19 protein-coding genes are annotated in these 23,567 nt (G+C 68.0%); 1 reads left to right on the top strand and 18 read right to left on the bottom strand.

The features are described from left to right. Window positions 1-12: 12 nt before the first annotated feature. From U9977_RS04380 to U9977_RS04335, 10 genes are all read right to left on the bottom strand, one after another. Window positions 13-765 (bottom strand): PspA/IM30 family protein, encoded by a 753-nt coding sequence (locus tag U9977_RS04380; protein WP_322747862.1) that lies wholly within the window; start codon window positions 763-765, stop codon window positions 13-15. Window positions 766-801: 36 nt separating this feature from the next. Then, window positions 802-1,161: a helix-turn-helix transcriptional regulator gene (locus U9977_RS04375; RefSeq protein WP_322747861.1), complete on the bottom strand. Its 360-nt coding sequence runs from the start codon at window positions 1,159-1,161 to the stop codon at window positions 802-804. 109 nt (window positions 1,162-1,270) lie between these two features. Further along, on the bottom strand, window positions 1,271-2,557 hold the full coding sequence (locus U9977_RS04370; RefSeq protein WP_322747860.1) for a competence/damage-inducible protein A: 1,287 nt from the start codon (window positions 2,555-2,557) through the stop codon (window positions 1,271-1,273). Then, window positions 2,547-3,125, bottom strand: coding sequence for a CDP-alcohol phosphatidyltransferase family protein (locus U9977_RS04365; RefSeq protein WP_322747880.1), 579 nt, complete (start codon window positions 3,123-3,125; stop codon window positions 2,547-2,549). The genes U9977_RS04370 and U9977_RS04365 overlap by 11 nt, the downstream gene beginning before the upstream one ends. A 32-nt stretch (window positions 3,126-3,157) precedes the next feature. Then, window positions 3,158-4,585 carry a MiaB/RimO family radical SAM methylthiotransferase gene (locus U9977_RS04360; RefSeq protein ID WP_322747859.1) on the bottom strand — a complete coding sequence of 476 codons (1,428 nt, stop codon included), beginning with the start codon at window positions 4,583-4,585 and terminating at the stop codon, window positions 3,158-3,160. A 9-nt stretch (window positions 4,586-4,594) separates the two neighbouring features. Further along, window positions 4,595-5,401 (bottom strand): helix-turn-helix domain-containing protein, encoded by an 807-nt coding sequence (locus U9977_RS04355; protein WP_322747858.1) that lies wholly within the window; start codon window positions 5,399-5,401, stop codon window positions 4,595-4,597. A 93-nt stretch (window positions 5,402-5,494) separates the two neighbouring features. After that, a complete protein-coding gene (locus tag U9977_RS04350; protein WP_322747857.1) occupies window positions 5,495-7,912 on the bottom strand; it encodes an FtsK/SpoIIIE family DNA translocase in 2,418 nt (805 codons plus the stop codon). Window positions 7,913-8,144: 232 nt separating this feature from the next. Next, entirely contained in the window at window positions 8,145-9,830 is a 1,686-nt protein-coding gene (locus U9977_RS04345) for a ribonuclease J (RefSeq protein ID WP_322747856.1), read from the bottom strand. After that, entirely contained in the window at window positions 9,827-10,753 is a 927-nt protein-coding gene (dapA, locus tag U9977_RS04340; protein ID WP_322747855.1) for a 4-hydroxy-tetrahydrodipicolinate synthase, read from the bottom strand. Before dapA ends, U9977_RS04345 begins: the two co-directional genes overlap by 4 nt. 306 nt (window positions 10,754-11,059) lie before the next feature. Further along, entirely contained in the window at window positions 11,060-12,619 is a 1,560-nt protein-coding gene (locus tag U9977_RS04335; RefSeq protein WP_322747854.1) for a hypothetical protein, read from the bottom strand. Between U9977_RS04335 and U9977_RS04330 the strand changes: the two genes are divergently transcribed. Then, window positions 12,510-14,102 carry an HNH endonuclease gene (locus U9977_RS04330; RefSeq protein WP_322747853.1) on the top strand — a complete coding sequence of 531 codons (1,593 nt, stop codon included), beginning with the start codon at window positions 12,510-12,512 and terminating at the stop codon, window positions 14,100-14,102. The two genes, U9977_RS04335 and U9977_RS04330, sit on opposite strands and share 110 nt — an antisense overlap. Here U9977_RS04330 and U9977_RS04325 read toward each other — a convergent pair. The 8 genes from U9977_RS04325 to U9977_RS04290 all read right to left on the bottom strand — a co-directional run. Beyond that, window positions 13,999-15,120, bottom strand: coding sequence for an acetate/propionate family kinase (locus U9977_RS04325; RefSeq protein ID WP_322747852.1), 1,122 nt, complete (start codon window positions 15,118-15,120; stop codon window positions 13,999-14,001). The two genes, U9977_RS04330 and U9977_RS04325, sit on opposite strands and share 104 nt — an antisense overlap. Before the next feature lie 18 nt (window positions 15,121-15,138). Then, window positions 15,139-17,481, bottom strand: coding sequence for a phosphoketolase family protein (locus U9977_RS04320; protein ID WP_322747851.1), 2,343 nt, complete (start codon window positions 17,479-17,481; stop codon window positions 15,139-15,141). A 3-nt stretch (window positions 17,482-17,484) separates the two neighbouring features. Beyond that, window positions 17,485-18,225 (bottom strand): FAD-dependent thymidylate synthase, encoded by a 741-nt coding sequence (gene thyX / locus U9977_RS04315; RefSeq protein ID WP_322747850.1) that lies wholly within the window; start codon window positions 18,223-18,225, stop codon window positions 17,485-17,487. A 39-nt stretch (window positions 18,226-18,264) separates the two neighbouring features. Next, window positions 18,265-19,956, bottom strand: coding sequence for an Hsp70 family protein (locus tag U9977_RS04310; protein ID WP_322747849.1), 1,692 nt, complete (start codon window positions 19,954-19,956; stop codon window positions 18,265-18,267). Window positions 19,957-19,974: 18 nt separating this feature from the next. Beyond that, on the bottom strand, window positions 19,975-20,430 hold the full coding sequence (locus U9977_RS04305) for a hypothetical protein (protein WP_322747848.1): 456 nt from the start codon (window positions 20,428-20,430) through the stop codon (window positions 19,975-19,977). Beyond that, window positions 20,427-21,176, bottom strand: a complete 750-nt coding sequence (gene dapB, locus U9977_RS04300) for a 4-hydroxy-tetrahydrodipicolinate reductase (RefSeq protein WP_322747847.1) — start codon at window positions 21,174-21,176, stop codon at window positions 20,427-20,429. Before dapB ends, U9977_RS04305 begins: the two co-directional genes overlap by 4 nt. Next, entirely contained in the window at window positions 21,173-22,513 is a 1,341-nt protein-coding gene (locus tag U9977_RS04295) for a M16 family metallopeptidase (protein WP_416210469.1), read from the bottom strand. The genes dapB and U9977_RS04295 overlap by 4 nt, the downstream gene beginning before the upstream one ends. A 10-nt stretch (window positions 22,514-22,523) precedes the next feature. Beyond that, window positions 22,524-23,567 (bottom strand): polyribonucleotide nucleotidyltransferase (locus tag U9977_RS04290; protein WP_322747845.1); only part of this gene is annotated, 1,044 nt, incomplete at its 5' end.

Below are 23,567 nucleotides of genomic sequence, written 5' to 3'. Positions count from 1 at the left end.
ACCAGCATCGGGTCAGGATTCCAACTGGTCCGGGGAGCGCTTGTCGGCGGACAGCGCTGTGCGGATCTCGGTCAGCCGATTGGACGCCTTCGCGTCCATGGTCGCCCTGCGGATCTCCAACATCCGGGCCTCCACGCCCTGGGAGGCAAGTTCATGGCGTCCCAGGGATACCGCGTAGCGCTGCTCGACCTTGTCGCGGACCTCCGCCAGCGTGGGGGTGTCACCCGGCGGAGTCAGCTGGGACATTCCATCAAGGGCCTTGCTCAGCTGCTCCTGCATGGCGGCATGCTCGATCTGGGTCAGCAGGCGCGCGCGCTCGGCAAGCTGCCCCTGCAACCGCGCGGTGTTGTCCTCGACGGCACGACGGGCCTGCTCTGCCGAGAAGGTGGCCTGTTGGTGCAGGGCCTTGAGCTCCTCCAGAGAACCCTCCACGGCCACGAGCTGGCCGGCGAAAGCCCGTGCGGTCTGCTCGTACCGTTCGCCGCCGGTCGCATCGCCGTTCGCATTGGCCGCATCGGCGAGTATGACGGCCTGACGCGCGGATGCGGCCAGGCTTTCCGCCTCGTCGATCTGACGTGCCATCCGCATCTCCAGCTGCCGCTGGTTACCCACCACGGCGGCGGCCTGCCCGACGAGTGCCTGATGCTGGCGCTGGGCCTCAGTAATCGCCTGGTCGATCTGGACCCGCGGATCAGCCCGGTCGTCCAGCTTCCGGTTCGCCGATGCAGACAGGTAGCGGTAGAACTTGCGGACGACGTTCGCCATGCACCGATCGTCCCACGCCGGCGCTGCGCCGCGAAGCTAAGCTGCGCGCTCCACCACGGCGGTGGATGTGCCGCCCCCGCGTGCCGCCATGGCCGCCATGGGCGCCATGGGCGCCATACCCGCCATCGGGCCGCCAACCCGCGCCGACCCACCGGCGGCGAACTCGGCGAGCTCCAGGTCGTCGCTCACCTCACGGAGCAGATCGGCCAGCCGGACACCGAGCGCCGCACAGATCGCGGCGAGCAGCTCCGAACTCGCCTCCTTCTGCCCACGTTCGATCTCGGAGAGGTATCCGAGCGATACCCTCGCGGCGGAGGACACCTCACGGAGGGTTCGATGTTGATCTTGACGGCGGCGGCGCAATGCCTCGCCGAGCATGCGTCGGAGCAGGACCATCGTGCCTCCTCCTTCGTCCTCGGGCTGGGCCTTACCGTATACCTGCCGTCCACCGGGATGGCCGACCGTTGATGCGAATGTAACTATGTAAGCAACCCGCGTCCGCGATTCATCCCGGCTGGCACGTATGAACTGCCAGGGTACGCCGAAGAGCGTCCAATGCCTGGACAACGGCGTAGGTACGGTTCTGCGGCCGGTCTCCGGGCAGGCGGGCAGACCTGGTCACCACGCCGAACGGCCCCGCGATACCGATGTGCAACGTCCCGACCGGCTTGCCCTCCAGCTCGTCGGGACCGGCCACGCCGGTCACCGCGAGCCCGTGGGTCGCCCCGAGCAGGTCCCGGACGCCGGTGGCCATCGCCGCGGCCGCCTCGGTCGACACCGCGCCGCTGGTGGCCAGCAGCCCCGCGTCGACGCCCAGCACCGACACCTTGGCGTCGGTTGCGTAGGTGACCACGCCGCCGTGGAACACCGCGCTCGCGCCCGGGACGTCGGTGAGGCGCCCCGCGAGTAGACCGCCCGTCAACGACTCGGCGACCGCGAGGGTCTCGCCCCGGTCTGCGAGCAGGCCCAGGACGGTTCCCTCCAACGTGTCGTCGTCGACGCCGTAGAGCGCACTGCCCAGGGCTGCCCGCGCCGCCGCCTCGACCGGCTCGATGAGCGTGTAGGCCTGCGCCCGGTCACCGGCCCGGGCGCTGATCCGGACCCGGGTCTGACCGCCGCTGGCGAGAAAGGCGATCGTCGGGTTGCCGATCGGGGCGAGCCGGTCGATCTCCTCGGCGAGGGCGTGGGCGACCACCGACTCCCAGACCCCGGCGGTCCGCAGCACCCGGTGCACCACGACCGCGGGCTCGCCCGCCCGGCGGAGCAGATCCGGCAGGACCGACCCGGTGAACATCGGGTACATCTCGTGCGGCACCCCGGGCATCGCATATACCACCCCACCCGCCATCTCCAGCTGGATGCCGGGTGCCGTACCGACCTCGTTGGGTAACGGCTCGCCACCCTCGGGTATGTCCGCCTGGCGGTAGTTCATCTCCGGCGCCACGACGCCGCCGGCGGCCGGGCCCTCCCGCCCGAGCGCACGAAAACGCCTACGCAGCATCGCCTCCAGGAAGGCGTCCCGGCGCAGCCCCACCCCGGCGGCCCGGGCGATCCCCTCGCGGGTCACATCGTCCTGGGTCGGCCCCAGCCCACCGGTCATGATGACGGCGTCCGCCCGACCGAGGCCCTCGGCAATCCTGGCCGCGATCATCTCGACGTCGTCACCCACCACCGTGGAGGTCTTCAGCACGACACCCACGTCCGCGAGCTGCCGCCCGAGCCATGCGGCGTTGCCGTTGACAATGTCTCCGAAAAGCAGTTCGTCTCCCACGGCCAGCAGTTCAACTCGCATCGCTGTCCTCCAGCGCTCTTTCGGTAACCTGCGTCGCCGCCCGCCGCAAGGCCAGTGCCCGCCCCACATAATCCAGACCCGTGACGACCGCGACCAGCACACCGGCAGCCAGAATGACCGCCCTGGCTGACGCGCCCACCCCGTCCAGCGGTAGAACATAGAGACCGAGCGCACAGTTGAGCAACAGGGTCTTGAGCTTGCCACCGCGGCTGGCCGCCATGACCCCACGCCGGATCACCCACAACCGCAGCAGCGTCACACCGACCTCCCGGACCGCGACGACGACGGTCACCGGCCACGGCAGGTCACCCAGGAGGGAGAGGGACACCAGCGCGGCGCCGGTCAGTGCCTTGTCCGCGATCGGGTCGAGGATGATCCCGAAATCGGTGACGAGGCTCCGGCTGCGGGCAACATACCCGTCAATCTGATCGGTCAGCGCCGCGACCGCGTACGCGACACATGCGGCCACCCGCCAGCCCGTGACGTGACCACCGGCTACGAACATCAACGCCACGAACACCGGCACGAGCGCGAGCCGCAGGACGGTGAGTGCGTTGGCCAGGTTCATCCGGCTGACGGCAGTACCCGGCCCGGGTGCACTCACCTCGACACGGAATCAACGACATTGACGAACTCGGCGAACTCGGCGATCAGATCAACGCCCTCGGTCGCAACCACCGTGGCGCTCACCAGATCCCCCACCCGGACCTCCGCGACCGATCCGGCCGGCAACGCAACGGTGCATGCGCCGTCAACCTCGGGCTGCTGATGGGCCGCCCGCCCATGCGCCAGCCCGCCGACGACCTCTTCCACGAGAACCTCGACGACCGAGGAGATCCGCCGCTGTGCCCGCTCGGCGGTCAGCTGCTCGACCAGGTCGGTAACCCGTTGCTGACGCCGGCGCACGGTTGCCGGGGTGACCTTGTCGGGCAGGCTGGCCGCCTCGGTGCCATCCTCGTCGGAATAGCCGAAGACCCCGACGGCATCAAGATCGGCATCGGCGAGAAAACGCTCGAGAATCGCGACGTCCGCCGAGGTCTCGCCCGGAAAACCGAGGATCACGTTCGAACGTGCCCCGAGCTCCGGGGCGAAGGCGCGCGCCCGGGCCAGTAGGTCACCGAAGGCGTCAGCGCCGCCGAAGCGGCGCATCCGCCGAAGTACCGACGGGCTCGCATGCTGGAACGACAGATCGAGATAAGGGGCGACCCCGGATGTCGTCAGTAGCGTCTCCAGCAAGGACGGCCGCACCTCCGCCGGCTGAAGGTACACGGCCCGGACGCGCACGACACCTGCGATCGCGGCCAGCTGGGGAAGGAGCTTCTCCAGCGCCCGCAGGTCCCCCAGGTCCTTGCCGTAGGAGGTCGAGTTCTCACTGACCAGGACCAGTTCCCGCACGCCCTGACCGGCCAGCCACTCTGCCTCGGCCATGACCTCCTGCGGTGGACGGGAGACATGCGAGCCGCGGAACGTCGGAATCGAACAGAACGCACAGCGACGGTCGCATCCACTGGAGATCTTCAATGGCGCGACCGGACCGCCGACCAGGCGTTTCCGCAGGACTTCCGGTGCCGGGCGGTCGACCCGCTGCCGGTCCACGGGAGTGATCGGAAGCAGGGTCCGCCGGTCACGCGGGGTGTGTGCGCGTGGCGTCTCACCGCGCAGCACGGCATCCAGATGTCGCCCCAGCGCCGGGTAGGCATCAAAACCCAGTACCGCGTCCGCCTCCGGCAGGCTGTCCGCCAGTTCCCGGCCGTACCGCTCAGCCAGGCACCCCACGGCGACCACCGCCCGCGGGCCCCCGTCACTGTCACGCAGGTCGGCGGCGGCGAGCACGGTGTCGATCGAGTCCTTCTTTGCGACCTCGATGAAACCGCAGGTGTTCACAACCACGGCGTCGGCGCCACTCGGATCGTCGACCACCGTCCAGCCGTCGACACCGAGCCGCGCTGCCAGCTCTTCGGAGTCCACATCGTTACGGGAACATCCCAATGTGATCAGGGCGACGCTGCGAACGGGGCGATCGGGCACGACGTCAGGCTACCGGGGCGCCGCACCACCAACGATGCAGTCTCCCGAGGTACCGAGACCGACGCGGACGGTGACAACCTGGCCAGGGTTCCCACTCGGCCCCAGATTCCGCCCATTACAGGACACGTCAACGGCCCCCGCATTCCCCATTTTGATCTCCATGGAACGATCGGCCGTGACTGTGCGGCTGTCACCGGGCTGCAGGATCTGCTGTAGCAGAACCCGGGCACTCTCGTCGCGGACCTCCAGCCAGCTCGGATCACCACGAACCGCCACGAGGACGTTCACCCCGGCCGGCGGCGGTGTCGTCGGCCGGGGTGTGGTGGCGGGCTGGGCCGGCGCGGCCCCACCCTGCAACGACGGCGCAACGACAGCGGCGGTGGCGCCCTGCGCGACTCCGGCAGTCCCGCCTGACCCGCCCGGAGTCAGCACGACGGCGAGGCCGACCAGCACGCACACCGATGCCAGCGAGATGGCTACCGCCGGCATCCGGGCGAAACCCTGACGTCGCGGCCCGCCGCCGGCGATAAGCGGGTCGAACTCCCGGGGCAGATGCACAGGCGCCTCCGGCACCCGGCCGTGCACCCGGTCGTAGTCGGCGATCAAAGGTTCCGGATCGATCTCCAACATACGAGCGATACTCCGAATGTGACCACGTGCGTACACCACGCCGCCGCAACCGGCGAAGTCTTCGTTCTCCATCTGCTTGATCAACGTCACACGGATACGGGTCCGCTCACTGACCTCGGCAACGGACATGCCCCGCGCGCCACGGGCCGCGGCAAGCGCCGCACCCACGCCAGCATCGGACCGCATGGCCAACCTCCGCACCGGTCAGATCAGTGGACTTGAGTCTACGGTCGTCGGCCACCAGCCGAAAGCCGATCCTCAGGACCACCAGGACGCTTGCTATCCATTACGCAGGGTTGTCAGGAGACCCTCAAGTTCGTCGAGCATGACCAGCACGTCCCGCGCCTTCGAGCCCTCGCTGGGCCCGACGATTCCGCGGCTTTCCATGAGGTCCATCAACCGGCCGGCCTTGGCGAAACCCACCCGCAGCTTGCGCTGGAGCATCGACGTCGACCCGAACTGGGTGGACACCACCAGCTCCACCGCCTGCAGGAACAAAGCAAGATCGTCGCCGATGTCCTCGTCGACGTCCTTCTTGGACTCGCCCTGACCGACGAACACATCCTCGCGGAACGCCGGAGTCGCCTGTTCCTTGGTATGGGCGACGATCGCCGCTATCTCCTCCTCGGAAACAAAGGCGCCCTGGATACGAGCCGGCTTGCCCGCACCCATCGGCAGGAAGAGTGCGTCACCGAGCCCGACCAGCTTCTCGGCACCGGCCTGGTCGAGGATGACCCGGCTGTCCGCCAGGGACGAGGTCGCAAACGCCAACCGCGACGGCACGTTCGCTTTGATCAGACCGGTCACCACGTCCACCGACGGGCGCTGGGTCGCCAGCACAAGATGGATGCCGACGGCTCGTGCCATGGCCGTGATCCGGCAGATCGCGTCCTCCACGTCCCGTGGCGCCACCATCATCAGATCGGCGAGCTCATCGACGATCGTCAGGATGTACGGATACGGCACGTACACCCGCTCCGAGCCCGGCGGCGCCACGATCTCTCCCGCTCTGACCTTGCGGTTGAAGTCGTCGACGTGGCGAACCCCGCAGGCGGCAAGATCCTCGTACCGGTTCTCCATCTCCTTGACAACCCAGGCCAGCGCGTCCGCGGCCTTCTTCGGATTCGTGATGATCGGCGTGATCAGATGTGGGATGCCCTCGTAGTTGGTCAGTTCGACCCGTTTCGGGTCGACCAGCACCAACCGCACCTGGTCAGGGCTGGCCCGCGCCAGCACACTTGTGATCAGCGTGTTGATACAGGTCGACTTACCGGCGCCGGTGGCGCCCGCGATGAGGATGTGGGGCATCTTCGCCAGGTTCGCGACGACATACCCCCCCTCGATGTCCTTGCCCAGCCCCACCATCAGCGGATGTGGGTTACCGGTCGCCTCGGTGCTGCGCAGGACGTCACCGAGGGAGACCAGCTCCCGGTCGGTGTTGGGGATCTCGACACCGACCGCGCTCTTGCCCGGGATCGGACTGATGATCCTGACATCGGCGCTCTTGACGGCATACGCGATGTTCTTGGCCAGCTGGGTGATCCGCTCCACCTTCACGGCCGAACCGAGCTCCACCTCGTAGCGGGTCACCGTCGGCCCGCGGGTGAAGCCAGTCACCCGGGCGTCGACCCGGAACTGGGAGAACACATCCGTCAGTGAGGCGATCACCGTGTCCGTCGCGGCCGACCGCACCTTCGGCGGCGTTCCCCGTTGCAGCAGGGTCGGCGACGGCAGCACGTAGGTGCTGTCCACACCGCCACCCGCGCTGGGCGCCACGAAGTGCATCACCGGGGCCGGGTCGGGCACCTTCGGCGTTCTGCGCCGGGCTCTCGGCACGGGCGCCCGCTCTTCAGCCGTCGGCTCTTCAGCCGCCAGCGCGTCACTCGCCGGCTCTTCAGCCGCCGGCGCGTCACTCGCCGGCGCGTCGATGTCGAAGACGTCTGCCGAGGTGATTCCCAGCAGATCGTCAACGAGCTGCCGTCCTTCGACCGACGCAGCTTGATCCCTGCCCCGCCTGTCGTCCGGTTCGTCATCCCGGTCGACGTCATCCCGGTCATCGGCGGCGAGGATGCCCACCAGGAGCTTGTCCTGCAGGTCTCGCAGCCGGTCAGGAACCGCGCGGATCGGCGTCTTCGTGATCACGAGAACGCCGAACAGGCTGAGCAGAATCAGGAGCGGGGCGGCCAGGTAGGCCGTCACGGCACCAGTCAACGGCGAGCTGACGAGGAACCCGGCAAGCCCACCCGCCCTCCCCATCGCGTGCTGGCCGGCGGCGAAGTCGGGAACTCCGCGCGCCAGGTGCACGATCCCCAGCGCGCCCAACGCGAACGCGGTCCAGCCGATCACCACCCGACCGCGGCTGTCTGGATCGCTGGGACTGCGGACAAGTCTCCAGGTCGCGCCCAAGCCGAACAGCGGCAGCGCCACCGCGCCCACGCCGACCAGGAAGTGCAGCACCACGGAGACAACCCGTCCGACCGGCCCGGCGGCGTGAAACCAGACTGCCGCCGCCGTGAGGACGGTGGCACCAAGCGCGGCGAGCGCCACACCGTCCCGCTGGTGGGTCCCGTCGATGTGAAGGTCACGAGCGCCGCGGCCGATTCGGCGTAGCAGACTGCCCAACAGCGTGGCCGCAGCGAGCCAGAAACGCACCGTCAACCGGATGACGCTCCGGGCGATCAGCAGCGTGAAGGGCACGCTGGGCTTGCGTGGCGGCGCCTTTGCGCGACCGCCCTTCTGTCCCTTCGACTGTGCATTCGACCGGGGTTTCGCCGGCGGGCGCCGCGCGGGCGCGGCTCGGGAGCTCGCCGTCCCGCCCTGGGCACGCGTACGCGTGCCACCTGCCCGCGTGGCCACGCGCCGAGGGTACAGGTCCGCGGCGCTGACATCGGGCAACCGCGACCTTCCGGGCGCGTCGCCCCGGGCCGGATCAGACCTCGACGACAACCGGAATAATCATCGGACGACGTCGATAGGTGTCACTGACCCAGCGCCCGACCGTGCGACGTACCAGCTGCTGGAGCGCGCCGACGTCGATCATCCCCGACCGCATCGCTTCCGCCAACGTGTCGGTGACCAGTCCGCGAACCTGCTCGAAAGCATCGTGGGTGTCGGAAAAGCCCCGTGTCGACAGTTCCGGACCACCCACGACCTTTCCGGACGCCGCGTCAACGACAACCATGATCGTGATGAAGCCCTCCTCGCCCAGGATGCGGCGATCCTTCAGGCTTGGTTCGCCGACGTCGCCGACCGCGAGCCCGTCGACGTAGACATAGCCGCACGGGACCACACCGGTGATGTTCGCCTGCCCGTCGACGAGGTCGACGACCATGCCGTCGTCGGCCAGCACCACCCTGTCGGCGGGTACACCACTGGCCTCGGCGAGCGCGCCGTGTGCCCGCAGGTGTCGCCATTCGCCGTGCACCGGCATCACGTTGGACGGCCGGGTAGCGTTGAGGACGTAGAGCAGCTCGCCTGCTGGGGCGTGGCCGGAGGTGTGGACCTTTGCCACCCCCTTGTGAACGACCTTCGCGCCCCAGCGAGCCAAACCGTTGATCACCCGGTAGACCGCGTTCTCGTTGCCGGGTATCAGGCTGGAGGCCAGCACCACCGTGTCGCCGGCCTGGATCTGGATGGCGTGGTCGCGGTTGGCCATCCGCGACAGCGCCGACAATGGCTCGCCCTGGGACCCGGTCGAGACCAGGCAGATGTTGCGGTCGGGCAACGCACCGACATCCCGCAGATCGATCACAAGGCCGGTCGGCACCCTGAGCAGCCCGAGATCGCGGGCCACCCCCATGTTACGGACCATCGACCGCCCGACGAAGCACACCGAGCGACCGTGAGCTTCCGCCGCGTCAAGAACCTGCTGAACCCGGTGCACATGGCTGGCAAAGCACGCGACGATGATCCGCTTCTTGGCATCCCGGAACACGCCGTCGAGCACCGGGGCAATCTCCCGCTCGGATGTGACAAAACCCGGTACCTCGGCATTGGTGGAGTCGGACAGAAGCAGATCGACGCCTTCCCGGCCGAGCCGGGCGAAACCACCGAGGTCGGTCAGGCGGCCGTCAAGGGGTAGTTGATCCATCTTGAAGTCGCCGGTGTGCAGCACAAGGCCCGCCGGAGTGCGGATCGCGACAGCCAAAGCGTCCGGAATGGAGTGGTTGACCGCGAAGAACTCGCAGTTGAACGGGCCGAAGCTCTGGGTCTGTTCCTCCCGGACCTCGATCGTGACCGGGCTGATGCGATGCTCGGCGAGCTTGGCCACCATCAGCGCAAGGGTCAGCCGGGAACCGACCAACGGAATGTCCGCACGCTCACGTAGCAGGTAGGGCACGGCGCCGATGTGGTCCTCGTGCGCGTGGGTGAGCACGACCGCATCGATCGCGTCGAGCCTGTCCCGAATCGCAGTGAAGTCGGGAAGGATCAGGTCGACGCCCGGCTGGTCCGTCTCGGGAAACAGGACCCCACAGTCGACGATGAGCAGCCGGCCGTCGAACTCGAACACGGTCATGTTGCGGCCGATCTCGCCCAGGCCGCCGAGCGCGACGATGCGCAGACCGTCCGGGGGCAGCGGCGGTGGCGTTCCCAACCCGGGATGGGGATGGCTCACGCGGACCCCACCGTCGCGCTCGCGTCCACGCAGAGATCGACCCCGGCCGCGGCGAGGTCGACACGCAGTCGCTCGCGTTCATCGTCCGTCGCGTCGACCAGTGGCGGGCGGACACCGCCAGCGGGCAGTCCTGCCATATTGAGAGCAGCCTTTGTCATGATCACACCTTGGTTCCTGAATAGGCCCTCGTACGCCGGAAGCAGACTCATGTGCAGAGCACGGGCACGGACCGCGTCACCTGCGTCGAAAGCGTCGATCATCGAGCGGATCCGGCTGGTGGCGACATGCCCGACGACGCTTACCACCCCGACGGCACCTACCGACAACAACGGGAGGTTGAGCATGTCCGTCCCGGAGTAGTACGCAAGACCCGTGCGGGCAAGGACCCACGATGACGCTCCAAGGTCGTCCTTGGCGTCCTTGACCGCCACGATCCGCGGATGCTCGGCGAGTCGCACCAGCGTATCTGTTGCCACCGACACACTGCTACGGCCAGGTATGTCGTAAATCATCACCGGGAGGCCGGTTGCGTCGGCGGCGGCGGTGAAGTGCACGAGGAGCCCCGCCTGCGGGGGCTTGTTGTAGTAGGGGCTCACCACCAGCAGACCGCACGCGCCGGCCTTCTCCGCAGCCCTGGCCAACTCCACGGTGTGACGAGTGTCATTGGTGCCCACCCCGGCGATCACCGCGGCGCGGGCACCAACCGTCTCGACCACCACGCGCAGCAGCTCTTCCTTTTCCGCATCCGAGGTGGTAGGCGATTCCCCGGTGGTGCCGTTGACGACCAAGCCTTCGTTCCCGGCGTCCACCAGATGCTCGGCGAGCCCAGCGGCACCATCAAGATCAAGTTTGCCACCCGCGGCGAACGGGGTGACCATCGCAGTGATCATGCGACCGAAGGGCGCTCGGGACAACACTGACATGTCGGTCACCTTAGTGCCTTGTCAGGCAACGTCCGCCTGGGGAACCTCGACCATACGGCTACGCCAAGTCGTCGGCATCCCGATGATGACGGCGACGTGATGATGATGCTCCCGCGGCGGGAGCATCATCGGGCGGTCGCAGCATGTTGCGATCCAGCCTCGTCCACAGTTCGATCCGGCCGAGCCGGACAAGGCCCTGCAGACCACCAGCACGCCAGGAGTCAACGCCCACGCCCTGGCCGTAGTTCTTCGGCATGCCAACCATCCCGTCCTCGGGTGTCGACGATCAGTTTACTCTCTCGGTCGCTACGCGGAGGTGTGCCAGTCAAACGCGGCCCGTGCGCCAGCAGTGACCGCCAAGGCCACCAGCAGGACAAGCAGGGCGAGCTTGAAAGGCTCAAGGACCCATGCCGCCAGGCTGCTGCGCTCCCGGGTCAGCAGCAAGGTGGCCGCGAACGACGACGGTACGGTGACCACGGTCACCGCATTGACATTCAACTGGAAAGGCAACACCGACAGCCCCACCGTGAAGATCATCAGAGTCAGGATCGCCAGGTTCACCCGCCAGATGTCGCGCGAGACGCTGAGCCCCACAAGCAGCTTCGCACGCACCGGACGGCGCGCGTCGGTCGTGTAGTACGCATACACCTCACGGTTTCGCTGAAGGTCTTCTACGAACATACGTTCGACTGGCCGATTATACAAGTCAATCACGGCCGGATGGCGAATCTCAATGCTCGTGTCGTCGGTCCCCACACTGACGTGGTAGCTTCCCGGACCCCCCGGATCAAGATCCACCAGCGCGGTCGGATTGACGAGCCAGCTCCACAGCGACTGGTCACCACCACGCAACGGGCTCCACCGGTCCAGGACCGTCCGGCGCTCCTCCTGCATCTTGATCAGAGCTGGCCGGTAGGGATCAAGCGTCACCGCCGCGAGCGCCTCCCAACGCCGGCCGTACTCTGCGACCGTGGACAGCACCGGAACCGCCTCGGCGCCGGCCCCACCGAGCGCATCGATCCACGCCACGAAGTCGAGCAGATACGCCTCGATACCGGCCTCGTCGATGTCGACGGGTACGCGAAGATCGCGACACAGCTCCCCCACGGCCAACAGCAGATTGTCTGCGCTGCTCAGCGGGTCGGGCGGTTCGGCCAGCGCCTGGCTCAGGATGGCCTCGGTGTCGGCGACGAGGGCGGCCCACGACCGGACCGTCGCCTCCGACACAGCCAGCTCCGCCTCCTTGTTGAGATATTCACGTATCGCCCGCACACCGAGCGACGCACCGCGTCGTGGAACGAGCCCCGGATGGTTACCGCTGAACCGGCCAGGCCGGAACCGGGAGATCGCATCGACGACGAAGCGTGATGCCTCCGACGGCGGATAACCGATGTGCTCCGCCAGCCGCACAATGAGGTTACCCTGAGTTGTCACACTTGCCGGATAGGGCATCAGATGGGCGTCCGACCCGCCCGGCCCGACCAGATTGAACGCGACCAACGCCCGCTTCGGCATCGTCGAGATCGGCAGTAACAGCGAAACCTCGTCGGGTAACCGACCACCGGTGCGGGTCAGCAGGCCATGCCGACGGGCGACGGCGGTGAGTAACGGATCCAGTGGACCCCAGTTGACCGATCGCTGGAGCTGGCACCGGTTCGCGCTCAGGAGAGTGAACTGGTCCACCACCCGGCGCCGGAGACCCGCGTATTCCGGTGGCGGAGCCAACAGCGTCGCGGTGATGTCATCGATATCGGTGATGTCGAGGAACCTCGCGGTCTCCCGACCGTCACGGCCGCTCCACCGCCGCCAACGCCCGGCGTTGCCCGGAGCTGCGTTGCCCGGACCGAGGGGCGGCAATGTGACCACAGCGAGCGACAATACCCGTACCGGACAGACAGGCATGAAAGCGCCGGGGCAGAGATTGTGTTCCGCGGAGCGCAACGTCCGGGCCCTGCGCGCGCAACCCCTTGCGGAACAGCTGGAACCGACCCATAATCGAATACATGTTCGAAATCGATGTGGAGTCTGCCCCCTCCACCAGCTCGAATCCGAGATCTGCGCCTGGGCCGGGCGGATCTCGGCGGCCATGTGCGCCTGGCTGCTGACCGTGGCTGCGTTCGACCGCCGCGAAGGCTGGAGCGGGGTCGGCATCCGCTCATGCGCACATTGGCTGTCCTGGAAATGCGGCGTCGGCCTGCGCACCGGCTACGAACATCTGCGCGTCGGGCATGCCCTCGAACAGCTCCCCGCGTTGCGGGAGGCGTTCGCTGCCGGTCGGCTGTCCTACGCCAAGGTCCGTGCCATCAGCCGCGTCGCAGACGTCGACACCGAGGCCGAATGGGTCCGCCAGGCCACGCACGCCACGGCTGGCCAGCTTGAGCGACTCGTCGCCGCCTACACCCGTCTACGCGGCGCCGACGGGCTGGAGCAAGTCGCCGCCCGACGCGCCCGACGCGCCTGCTTCTGGCGATGGGACGACGACGGCAGCCTCGTCGTCCACGCCCGCCTCGAACCTGAGGACGGCGCGCTCCTGATCAAAGCGATCGACGCCGCTCACACCAGCCTCACCGAAGGAGAAACGACGGAGACGCCTCCTCCCCGCGACCGGGCTGGAAACGCTGACGCGCTCACAGCCGTGGCTGCCGGCTTCCTCAGCAACGAGGCACCCCAGTTGGTCGACCCCGCCCGCTGGACCGTCAACATCCACGTCGACCAAGCCCTCCTGACCGGCGAAACCCCGCCCGAGGATGCGCGCGGCGACGTCGAACCCGGCATCGCGCTGCACCCGGAAACCATCCGGCGCCTCGCCTGCGACGCCACTGTGGCCAATCCGAACGCCGGCCGCCGCCACCGCACCGTCCCGAAAACGCTGCGTCGCCTGCTGGAAGCTCGCGATCGCAGCACCTGCCAGTTCCCCGGCTGCGACCACACCAGATGGCTGCACGCCCACCACGCCATCCACTGGGCCGACGGCGGCCGGACTGACCTTGACAACCTCGTCCTGATCTGCAGCCACCACCACCATGCCCTACACGAAGCAGGGCTCACCATCATCATCAATCCCGACCAAACCATCACCGTACGTAAACCCGATGGAACCGTCATTCCATCCCAACACCCCACCACTGCCGGTTGTGAACCTCTCACCCGACTCAAGGAAGCCACCACGCACATCCACCCCACCTCGATCACTCCACAGTGGGCCGGCGAACCCCTTCACCTTCAGGACTCCATCACGGCGGTCCTCAACGTTGACCAGCGGCAAGACACGCACGGACGCCGCGAGCGATCTCCAGATCTTCGCGAGCCTCGACGATCAACGTCCGGACCGACGAGCCGGCGGCGGTGACGTCGGAGTCGGGGCCGGTATGGGCCTCGTTGCGCTCGGGGTCGACAGCCACGCCGAGAAAGCCGAGCCCGGCCACCGCGCCGGCACGCACCACCGGGGAGCGCTCCCCCACGCCGCCGGTGAAGATCAGCGTGTCGAGTCCGCCGAGGGCTGCGGCCATCGCCGCGATCTGCGCGCGCAGCCGGTGCAGGTAGACCGCCAGGGCCAGCGAGCCGTCAGGCTCGCCTGCGGCGGCACGGTCGACGACGGTACGCATGTCGGCGGTGCCGGCGAGCGCGAACAGGCCCGACCGATGGAACAGGGCGTCGGTGAGATCATCCGCGGACATGCCGACCGACGTCTGCAACCACAGCAACAGGCCCGGGTCGACCGTGCCGGAACGGGTGGACATCACCAGACCTTCCAACGGGGTGAACCCCATGGTCGTATCGATACCGACACCGTCGCAGACGGCGGCCAGCGATGCCCCCGACCCGAGGTGAGCCGTGACCACCCGACGTCCGCCGGTCAACGCCACCGCCCGCCGGGCCGCATACGCGTGGGACAGGCCGTGGAAGCCGTAGCGGCGCACGCCGAGATGATCACGCCAGTGCGCCGGCACCGCGTAGGTGGTCGCGGCGGGTGGCATCCGGGCGTGAAAGGCGGTGTCGAAGCAGGCAACCTGCACGACGTCGGGCACCGCGGCTCGCACCTGGGCCAGCGCCGCCAGCGCCGCCGGCTGGTGCAGCGGCGCCAGTGCGGTCAGCGCGGTCAGCTCCCTGGTCACCCGGTCGGTGACGACGACCGGATCGACGAACGCTGTTCCGCCGTGCACGATCCGGTGCCCGACTGCGCGCAGTGTGCCCAGCCGGGTCAGGTCACCGAGCGCCGTGCGGACCTCGTCCGGGTCCGGGCGGCCCACACGGGCACCGAGGTCGACCGCAGCCAGCACGGCGTCATCCGGCCCGAGGAGGCGAAGTTTCAGGCTGGACGACCCCGCGTTGACCACCAGGACGTTCACGGCACCGGCCAGTCTCAACGGGTCAGTCTCAACGGGTCAGTACGGCCAGGTCCAGTCGGAGATCTCAGGCATGTCCTCGCCGACGTCGCGGGTGTACGCCCGGGCCGCGATACGCGCGTCCACCATCTTCTGCCGGACGTGCGCGGCGCGGGCGCCCAGGGCCGGAACCCGGTCGATGACGTCCATAACCAGATGGAAGCGGTCGAGATTGTTCATCATCGCCATGTCGAACGGCGTGGTGGTCGTGCCCTCTTCGATATACCCGCGGACGTGCAGGTTCCGGTGATTCATCCGCCTGTACGTCAGGCGGTGGATCAGCCAGGGGTAACCGTGGTAGGCGAAGATGACCGGGCGGTCGGCGGTGAAGAGCGCATCGAACCGGGCGTGGGACATGCCGTGCGGATGCTCGTACTCATCCTGCAGACGCATCAGGTCGACGACGTTGACGACCCGGACCTTCAGCTCGGGGAAATCCTGCCGGAGGATGTCGACCGCGGCCAACGTCTCCAGGGTCGGAATGTCACCGGCGCAGGCCATGACGACATCCGGCATATCGGTGTCATCATTGCTGGCCCAGTCCCAGATACCGATGCCGCGGGTACAGTGGGCGACCGCTGCATCCATCGACAGGTAGTTCAATGCCGGCTGCTTTCCAGCGACGATGACGTTGATGTAATGCCGGCTGCGTAGGCAGTGATCCGCGACGCATAACAGCGTGTTCGCATCCGGCGGGAGATACACGCGGATTATCTCCGCCTTCTTGTTGACCACATGATCGATGAAGCCCGGGTCCTGATGGGAGAAGCCGTTGTGGTCCTGCCGCCAGACGTGGCTGGTGAGGAGGTAGTTCAGGGACGCGATGGGGCGCCGCCACGGGATGTCACGGGTCGTCTTCAGCCATTTCGCGTGCTGGTTCACCATCGAGTCGACAATGTGGATGAACGCCTCGTAACACGAGAAGAAGCCGTGCCGTCCGGTGAGGAGATATCCCTCCAGCCAGCCCTGGCACAGGTGCTCGGACAGCACCTCCATGACCCGGCCGTCCGGTGCGAGATCGTCGTCACCGTCGACGATCTCGGCATTCCAGGCGCGGGATGTGACCTGGAACAGCGCTCCGAGACGGTTGGACGCCGTCTCATCCGGACCCATCACCCGAAACGTCGTCGAGTTCGCCGCCATCACGTCCCGCAGGAATCCACCGAGGACCCGGGTGGCTTCACTGGACGCCTTCGCGGGCACCGTCACATCCACGGCGTAGGTGCGGAAGTCCGGCAGCGCGAGGTCGCGCAGCAGCTCGCCACCGTTGGTGTGCGGGTTGGCGCTCATCCGCCGGTCGCCCACCGGGGCGAGGTCGGCAAGCTCGGCGACAAGCCGGCCCGCTGCGTCGAACAGCTCCTCGGGCCGGTAGCTGCGCAGCCACTCCCCCAGCACCGCGAGGTGCTCGGGGTTGTCGTGGACGTGGGAGACCGGCACCTGGTGGGCACGCCAGGTGCCCTCGACCGGGACACCGTCCACGACACCGGGGCCGGTCCAGCCCTTCGGTGTGCGCAAAACGATCATCGGCCACAGCGGACGGGTGGAATCGCCGTGCGCCCGGGCCCGCTCCTGGATCTCCTCGATCTCCGCGACCACCGTGTCGAGGACGGCGGCGAACCGCTGGTGGACCTCGGCGGGGTCCCCGCCGTTGATATGGTATGGATGATATCCGTACCCACGCATGAGCTGGTCGAGCTCGGCCTCGGGAATGCGCGCGAGCACGGCCGGCTGGGCAATCTTGTAGCCGTTGAGATGCAGGATCGGCAGCACTGCGCCGTCCCGGGCCGGGTTCAGGAACTTGTTCGAGTGCCAGCTCGCCGCCAGCGGCCCGGTCTCGGCTTCGCCGTCCCCGACGACCGCGCAGACCAGCAGGTCCGGATTGTCGAACGCCGCGCCGAAGGCATGGGTGAGGACGTATCCGAGCTCGCCGCCTTCGTGGATCGAACCGGGAGTCTCGGGCGCGACATGACTCGGGATACCACCGGGAAAGGAGAACTGGCGGAACAGCCTGCGCATTCCGTCGGCATCCCGGCTGATCGAGGGGTAGACGTCGGAGTACGTGCCCTCCAGGTACGCGTTCGCCACGATGGCCGGACCGCCGTGGCCCGGCCCGATAACGTAGATCGCATTAAGATCGTTCGCCTTGATCACACGGTTCATGTGCGCGTAGATCAGGTTGAGCCCCGGGGTCGTACCCCAGTGGCCGAGCAGCCGGCGCTTGACGTGCTCGGGCAGCAGCGGCTCGCGCAGCAGCGGGTTGTCCAGCAGGTAGATCTGGCCGACCGACAGATAGTTCGCCGCCCGCCAGTAGGCGTGTATACGCCGGAGCTCATCGGGGGACATGTGTTATGCGTCGTCTCCTTCGGCCAGCGGGCTGAGGGCTATCTCGGTTCCATCGTCGAGGCTGGTCACCCCGAAGTCGCTGAAAACATTGGGTGCCAGCTGCTGAAGCTCACGCAACACGGCAATGGCCAGTGCCCGAATCTCGGTGTCGGCGGCCTCGCTCGCCCGCATAGCGATGAAGTGCCGCCACGCCCGGTAGTTCCCGGTCACCACGATCCGGGTCTCGGTGGCGTTGGGCAGGACGGCCCGGGCGGCTTGGCGGGCCTGCTTACGCCGGGACGTCGGTACCGCCACGTCGGCGAAGTGCTTCGCCAGCCCCTCCAGGAGCTTTCCGTAGGCGTCCAGAGCCGTGGCGGTGGCCTCGGTGAACAGCTCGTGCAACCGCGGATCCTCGGCGATGACATCGGGCTCGACCACCGCGGTGCCATGCGCGGGCACATAACGCTGCGACAGCTGGCTGTAGGAGAAGTGGCGGTGCCGGACGAGCTCGTGGGTGAGGCTACGGGAAACCCCGGTGATGTACATCGTCACGGTGGCGTGCTCCAGCACCGACAGGTGCCCGACATCAAGGATGTGCCGCAGGTAGCCGGCGTTCGTCGCCGTGGCCGGGTTCGGCTTCGACCAACTCTGGTAGCAGGCCCGGCCGGCGAACTCCGCCAACGCCTGGCCGCCGTCGACGTCGGTGCTCCAGTCGACGTCGGCCGGCGGGGTGAACTGCGTCTGGGCGATGACCTGCACGCGCATGCCCACACCGTACCGACCCTCGCTCGTGCCCGGTCAGCTCTACCGCCGACGCAAGCGGGCCACCGCGTCGCGTTCCCGGGCGACATCGGCCTGGCTCAGGGCCGCGGTGGTCTCCACCCGCACGGTCAGGCGACGGTCGGCCAGACCTTCGTGCAACGCGGTCACATCGAGAACACCGTCGAATCCCATCCGAAAAATGATCTCGATGGGGGTGCCGGCCGGGAAGCCGGGGGGGATCCCGGTGATCTCCGCCCGGGAAACAATCATGGAATCCTCGATCCGAGTCGACTCGGCGCCGCTGCCCTGTTCGACCACCTGCAGCATGACGGTATCCTGATCATCACGGACGGTACCGAAGTTGCGCCGGACCACCACAGGTAGCCGGTCGTTGCGGTGGACGAGGAATACCGCGCAGCGTTCACCGAAACGGTCGAGCGCCAACACTCCGAAGCCGCGGGAGACCACGTTGACCAGCTGGACCTCGACGGTACGCCGGACCCGTTCGGCAGTGATCCCGAAGGCTGCCGCAAGACGCCTGCAGGCCGCGGCCAGGTCCGCGGGCGCGGCGGCATCCGACGCCGCGCCGTCGGCGAGCTGCCCCCGTGACACCAGGTCCGCGAGGACCAGGCGCTCGATGGCCTTCTTCTCCCCGTAGAGAGCCGCGCCCTTGGCCACCGCGAGGTCGGGGTCACACAGCTCGACCGGCACGCCGAGTTCCGCGCCGAGTCGGCGGGCCACCGCCGGCATCCGGGCGGAACCTCCGACCAGCAGCACGCGGTCCAGCCGGGAGACGCCCCGCGCCCTGGCCGCGGCGAGTACCGAGCGGGTGAGGGTCACGGTCCGCTCCAGCAGCCCGGCCGTCAACCGTTCAAGATCTTCCCGCGTCACCACCGCCTTCAGCACGCGTCCATCGTGCTCGACGGCAACCGTGGTCTCCATCCGGTCGCCGAGCTCGCGTTTGGTCCGTTCAGCGGCCAATAGCAGGACCTGGGCGGCCGCTGCGTCGGCCAGCGGGTCCGCGGCGCCCGGATGCGCGTCCAGGAACTGCCTGGACAGGTACCGGGCGAGCGCTTCGTCCCAGTCGGCCCCGCCGAGTCGGTGGTCGCCGTCGATGGCGACCACCGAGATCCGGCGGTCGGCGAGCTCGACCACGGTCACGTCGAACGTGGCGCCGCCGAGGTCGTAGACGAGCGCCACCTCCTCCTGGGCCGTGCGACCGGCGAAGGTCGCGTCGGAGTCGAAACGGGCGAAACCGTAGGAGAGCGCCGCCGCCGTCGGTTCGTTGATGACGTCAACGACCGACAGGCCCGCGTACTGCCCGGCGAGGACCGTGGCCCGCCGTTCCTCGTCGCCGAAGTACGCCGGCACGGTGATGACCGCGTCACGGATGGGCTCGCCACCGGCGAAGGCTGCGTCGCTGACGAGCGCCCGCAGAATGAGGCTGCTCACCGCCGGCGCGGACCACGCCCGCCCGGACGTCACAAAGCGCCAGTCACCATCGCCCATCCGGCGTTTGACCAGCGCGCAGACGTCATCCGCGCGGGCGCGGGCGAGCTGGCGGGCGGGTTCACCGGTGACATAGTCATCGGGACCGACGAAGAGCACAACGCTCGGCATCGTGGTCACCCCGCCGGACAGCGCAATCGCCTCGGGATCGCCCGATCTGTTCACCCGGGCAACGCAGCTGTAGGTGGTCCCAAGATCAATTCCGTAGATGACGCCCGCGCTCATCCCCGAAACGTATCGAGATCACACGGCAGATTGGATACGTTCCAGAGCGATTGCGTGGCGCATCGCAGCGCGCCCCCGACGGGTGTCGCCGGCATCGCCGTAGGCGACCGCGAGCCGGTACCAGGTCCGCCAATCCCGTGGTTGCGCCTCGACGTCCGCGCGCCGACGGTCGAAGGCCTCGTCAGCCGCGGTCCGGTCGATCCGGCCGGACGGACGCCGTGGCAACGGGGACAGCGCGTCGCTCGACTGATCGTCCTGCGGCAGGTGGCGCCCCAGCCGTTCGGTCGCCCGCCCGAACGCCAGCTCGCGCAGGATGACGACCACCCCGACCACAGGCAGCGCCAGCACGCCGACGCCGAGCCCACGGGCCGTCCAGCTGGACTGGGTGAGCAGCTGGACACCTCGCCAGCCGATCAGGCCGAGATAGAAGACGACCGCGGCGACCACGACACCGACAACGACACGAACCTTCACAGTTCGAGCAGGGCCTCCAGGCCCACGGTCAGGCCGGGACGTCCCGGAGTCCGGCGCACGCCGAGCAGCACACCTGGCATGAACGAGGTCCGATCGAAGGAGTCGTGACGCAGGGTCAGGGTCTCGGCCGCGCCACCAAAAAGCACTTCCTGGTGGGCGACCAAGCCGGAAAGCCGGATACTGTGCACGGGAACCCCGCTGATCCGCGCGCCGCGGGCGCCGGCATATGCGGACTCGGTGGCATCCGGTCCGGCCGGTTCGCCACCGGCCTGGACCCGTGCCTGTGCCACCAGTTCCGCGGTGTGCAGCGCTGTCCCGCTGGGGGCGTCCACCTTGCCGGGATGATGCATTTCGATGATCTCCACCGACTCGAAGAAACGCGCCGCCTGGACCGCGAAATGCATCATCAGCACGGCGCCGACACTGAAATTCGGGGCCACCAGCACGCCGAGCTCCGGCGTGCCGGCCAGCCAACCGCGCAACGTCTCCAGCCGGTCGCCGTCAAAACCCGAGGTGCCGACGACCACGTGAAGGCCCGCGTCCAGGCACCATCGCAGGTTCTCCATGACGGCGTCCGGCCGGGTGAAGTCGATGACCACGTCGGCCTCGCGCAGGCTGGCGAAGTCGTCCCCGAGATCTACCGCCGCCACCAGGGTGAGATCGTCGGCGGCGTCGACGGCCGCGCGGACCGTCGACCCCATCCGCCCCCGGGCGCCGAGCACACCGACCCGGATCGTTTCGGTCACCCGGCGACCACGGACGCGAAGTCGTGATCGTCAAAGGGACCGATCACGCCCAGAGCGAGCGGCCGGGCCAGCAGGTCGGTGGCGACACCCTTGACGTCATCCAGGGTCACCGCCTCCACCCGGGCGAGCACCTCGTCCACGGACAGAAGCTCACCGTGCATGAGCTCGCTCTTGCCGATCCTGCTCATCCGCGAGCCGGTGTCCTCCATACCCAGTACCAGCGAGCCTCGGCTCTGGCCCTTGGCCCGGGAGAGCTCCTCGTCGGTGATTCCCGCTGCCGCGATCAACTCCAGCTGCTCGCGGCAGAGCGCGAGAACCTCGTCCGCACGCCGGGGCGCACACCCCGCATAGACGCCGAACAGCCCGGCATCGGCGAAATGGGACGCGAACGAGTAGACGGAGTAGGCAAGGCCCCGCTTCTCCCGGATCTCCTGGAACAGGCGTGAGCTCATTCCCCCGCCGAGCGCCGAGGACATGATTCCCATGGCGAACCGACGGGGGTCCCGGCGTGCCATCCCCACGGTTCCGAGCACGACATGTGCCTGCTCGGTGGGACGCTGGCTGACCACGACGCCCCGGGCCTGCGGGTAGGCGTAGGAGCCCCCCCGCACCGGGGCGGGGACGTCCGGCCCACCCAGGCGGTCGGCGAACGCCGCCGCGACAAGGGCGAGCGTCCGCTCGTGATCGATGTTGCCGGCGATCGCGATCACCGTGTCCGACGGGGTGTACCGGGACCGGTAGTAGTCGGCGATGGTGTCGCGGCCCAGGCCCTCAATGGAGTCGATCGTGCCCAGCACGGGACGGCCGAGCTCGGTGTCACCCAGCACGGCCGCGGTGAAGACATCGTGCACGACGTCGCTCGGGTCGTCGTCGTGCATGGCGATCTCCTCAAGGATCACGCCCCGCTCCGCCGCGACGTCGGCAGCGGTGATCAGTGAGTTACAGACCATGTCGCAGAGCACGTCAACCGCATCGACGAGATCGCCGTCGAGTACCCGTGCGTAGTAGCACGTGTACTCCTTGGTCGTGAAGGCGTTGAGCTCCCCGCCGACCGCCTCGATCGCGGAACTGATCGTGAGTGCGTCCCGGGACGGCGTGCCCTTGAACAGCAGGTGCTCAAGGTAGTGGGAACAGCCGGCCGTCAACGGATCCTCGTCCCGGGAACCCACGCCGACCCAGATCCCGATAGCCACCGACCGGACCGCGGGCACCTTCTCGGTCAGCACCCGCAGCCCGCCCGGCAACACGGCTCGCCGGACGGCGCCGGACAGCAGCTCCTCGCGAAGCGTGCCATCTGGCACCAGACCTGCCCCGGTCGTAGTACCTGTCCCGCTCACGGGATGCCGGTCAGGACCCGGCCGGGACGCTGTCGGCGTCCTCGGCCACAGGAGAAAGGCTGATCTTCCCGCGGCTGTCGATTTCAGTGATCTCGACCTGGAGCTTCTGGCCGACCTGAACCACCTCTTCCACCTTCTCCACCCGCTTCCCACCGGAAAGCTGCTTGAGCTTGCTGACGTGGAGCAGCCCGTCCTTGCCCGGCGTGAGGGAGACGAACGCACCAAAGGTTGTGATCTTCACAATGGTGCCGAGATAGCGCTCCCCGACCTCCGGCATCTGCGGGTTGGCGATCGCGTTGATCGCCGACCGGGCACTCTCCGCGGAGGTGCCGTCCTGCGCACCGATGTAGATGGTGCCATCGTCCTCGACCGTGATCTCAGCGCCGCTGTCAGCCTGGATCTGATTGATCATCTTGCCCTTCGGGCCGATGATCTCACCGATCTTGTCTACCGGGATCTTGACAGAGATCACCCGGGGGGCGTGCGTCGACATCTCGTCCGGGCCGTCGATCGCTTCGGCCATGACGTCGAGGATCGCCAGCCGCGCGGCCTTGGCCTGGCCCAGCGCGTCAGCGAGGACCGACGCGGGGATGCCGTCCAGCTTCGTGTCGAGCTGGAGGGCGGTGACGAACTCCCGCGTGCCCGCGACCTTGAAGTCCATGTCGCCGTAGGCGTCCTCGGCACCGAGGATGTCGGTGAGCGTGACGAAGTCGTCACCCTCGTGGATCAGACCCATGGCGATCCCGGCAACCGGGGCCTTGAGTGGAACACCGGCATTCAGTAACGACAACGTGCTGGCACAGACCGAGCCCATACTCGTCGACCCGTTGGAGCTCAGCGCCTCGGAGACCTGCCGGATGGCGTACGGGAAGTCTTCCCGGCTGGGCAGCACCGGCAGCAGTGCCCGCTCAGCCAGTGCGCCGTGGCCGATCTCGCGGCGTTTCGGTGAACCGACCCGACCGGTCTCGCCGGTGGAATAGGGCGGAAAGTTGTAGTTGTGCATGTAACGCTTGGTGCGGTCGGGATTGAGCGTGTCGACCGTCTGCTCCCTCCG

It is taken from the genome of Protofrankia sp. Cas8, assembly GCF_963555845.1.
Taxonomy (GTDB): Bacteria; Actinomycetota; Actinomycetes; order Frankiales; family Frankiaceae; genus Protofrankia.
The sequence above is the reverse complement of the archived record's forward strand: the minus strand, read 5'-3'. Positions and strand labels throughout refer to the sequence as shown.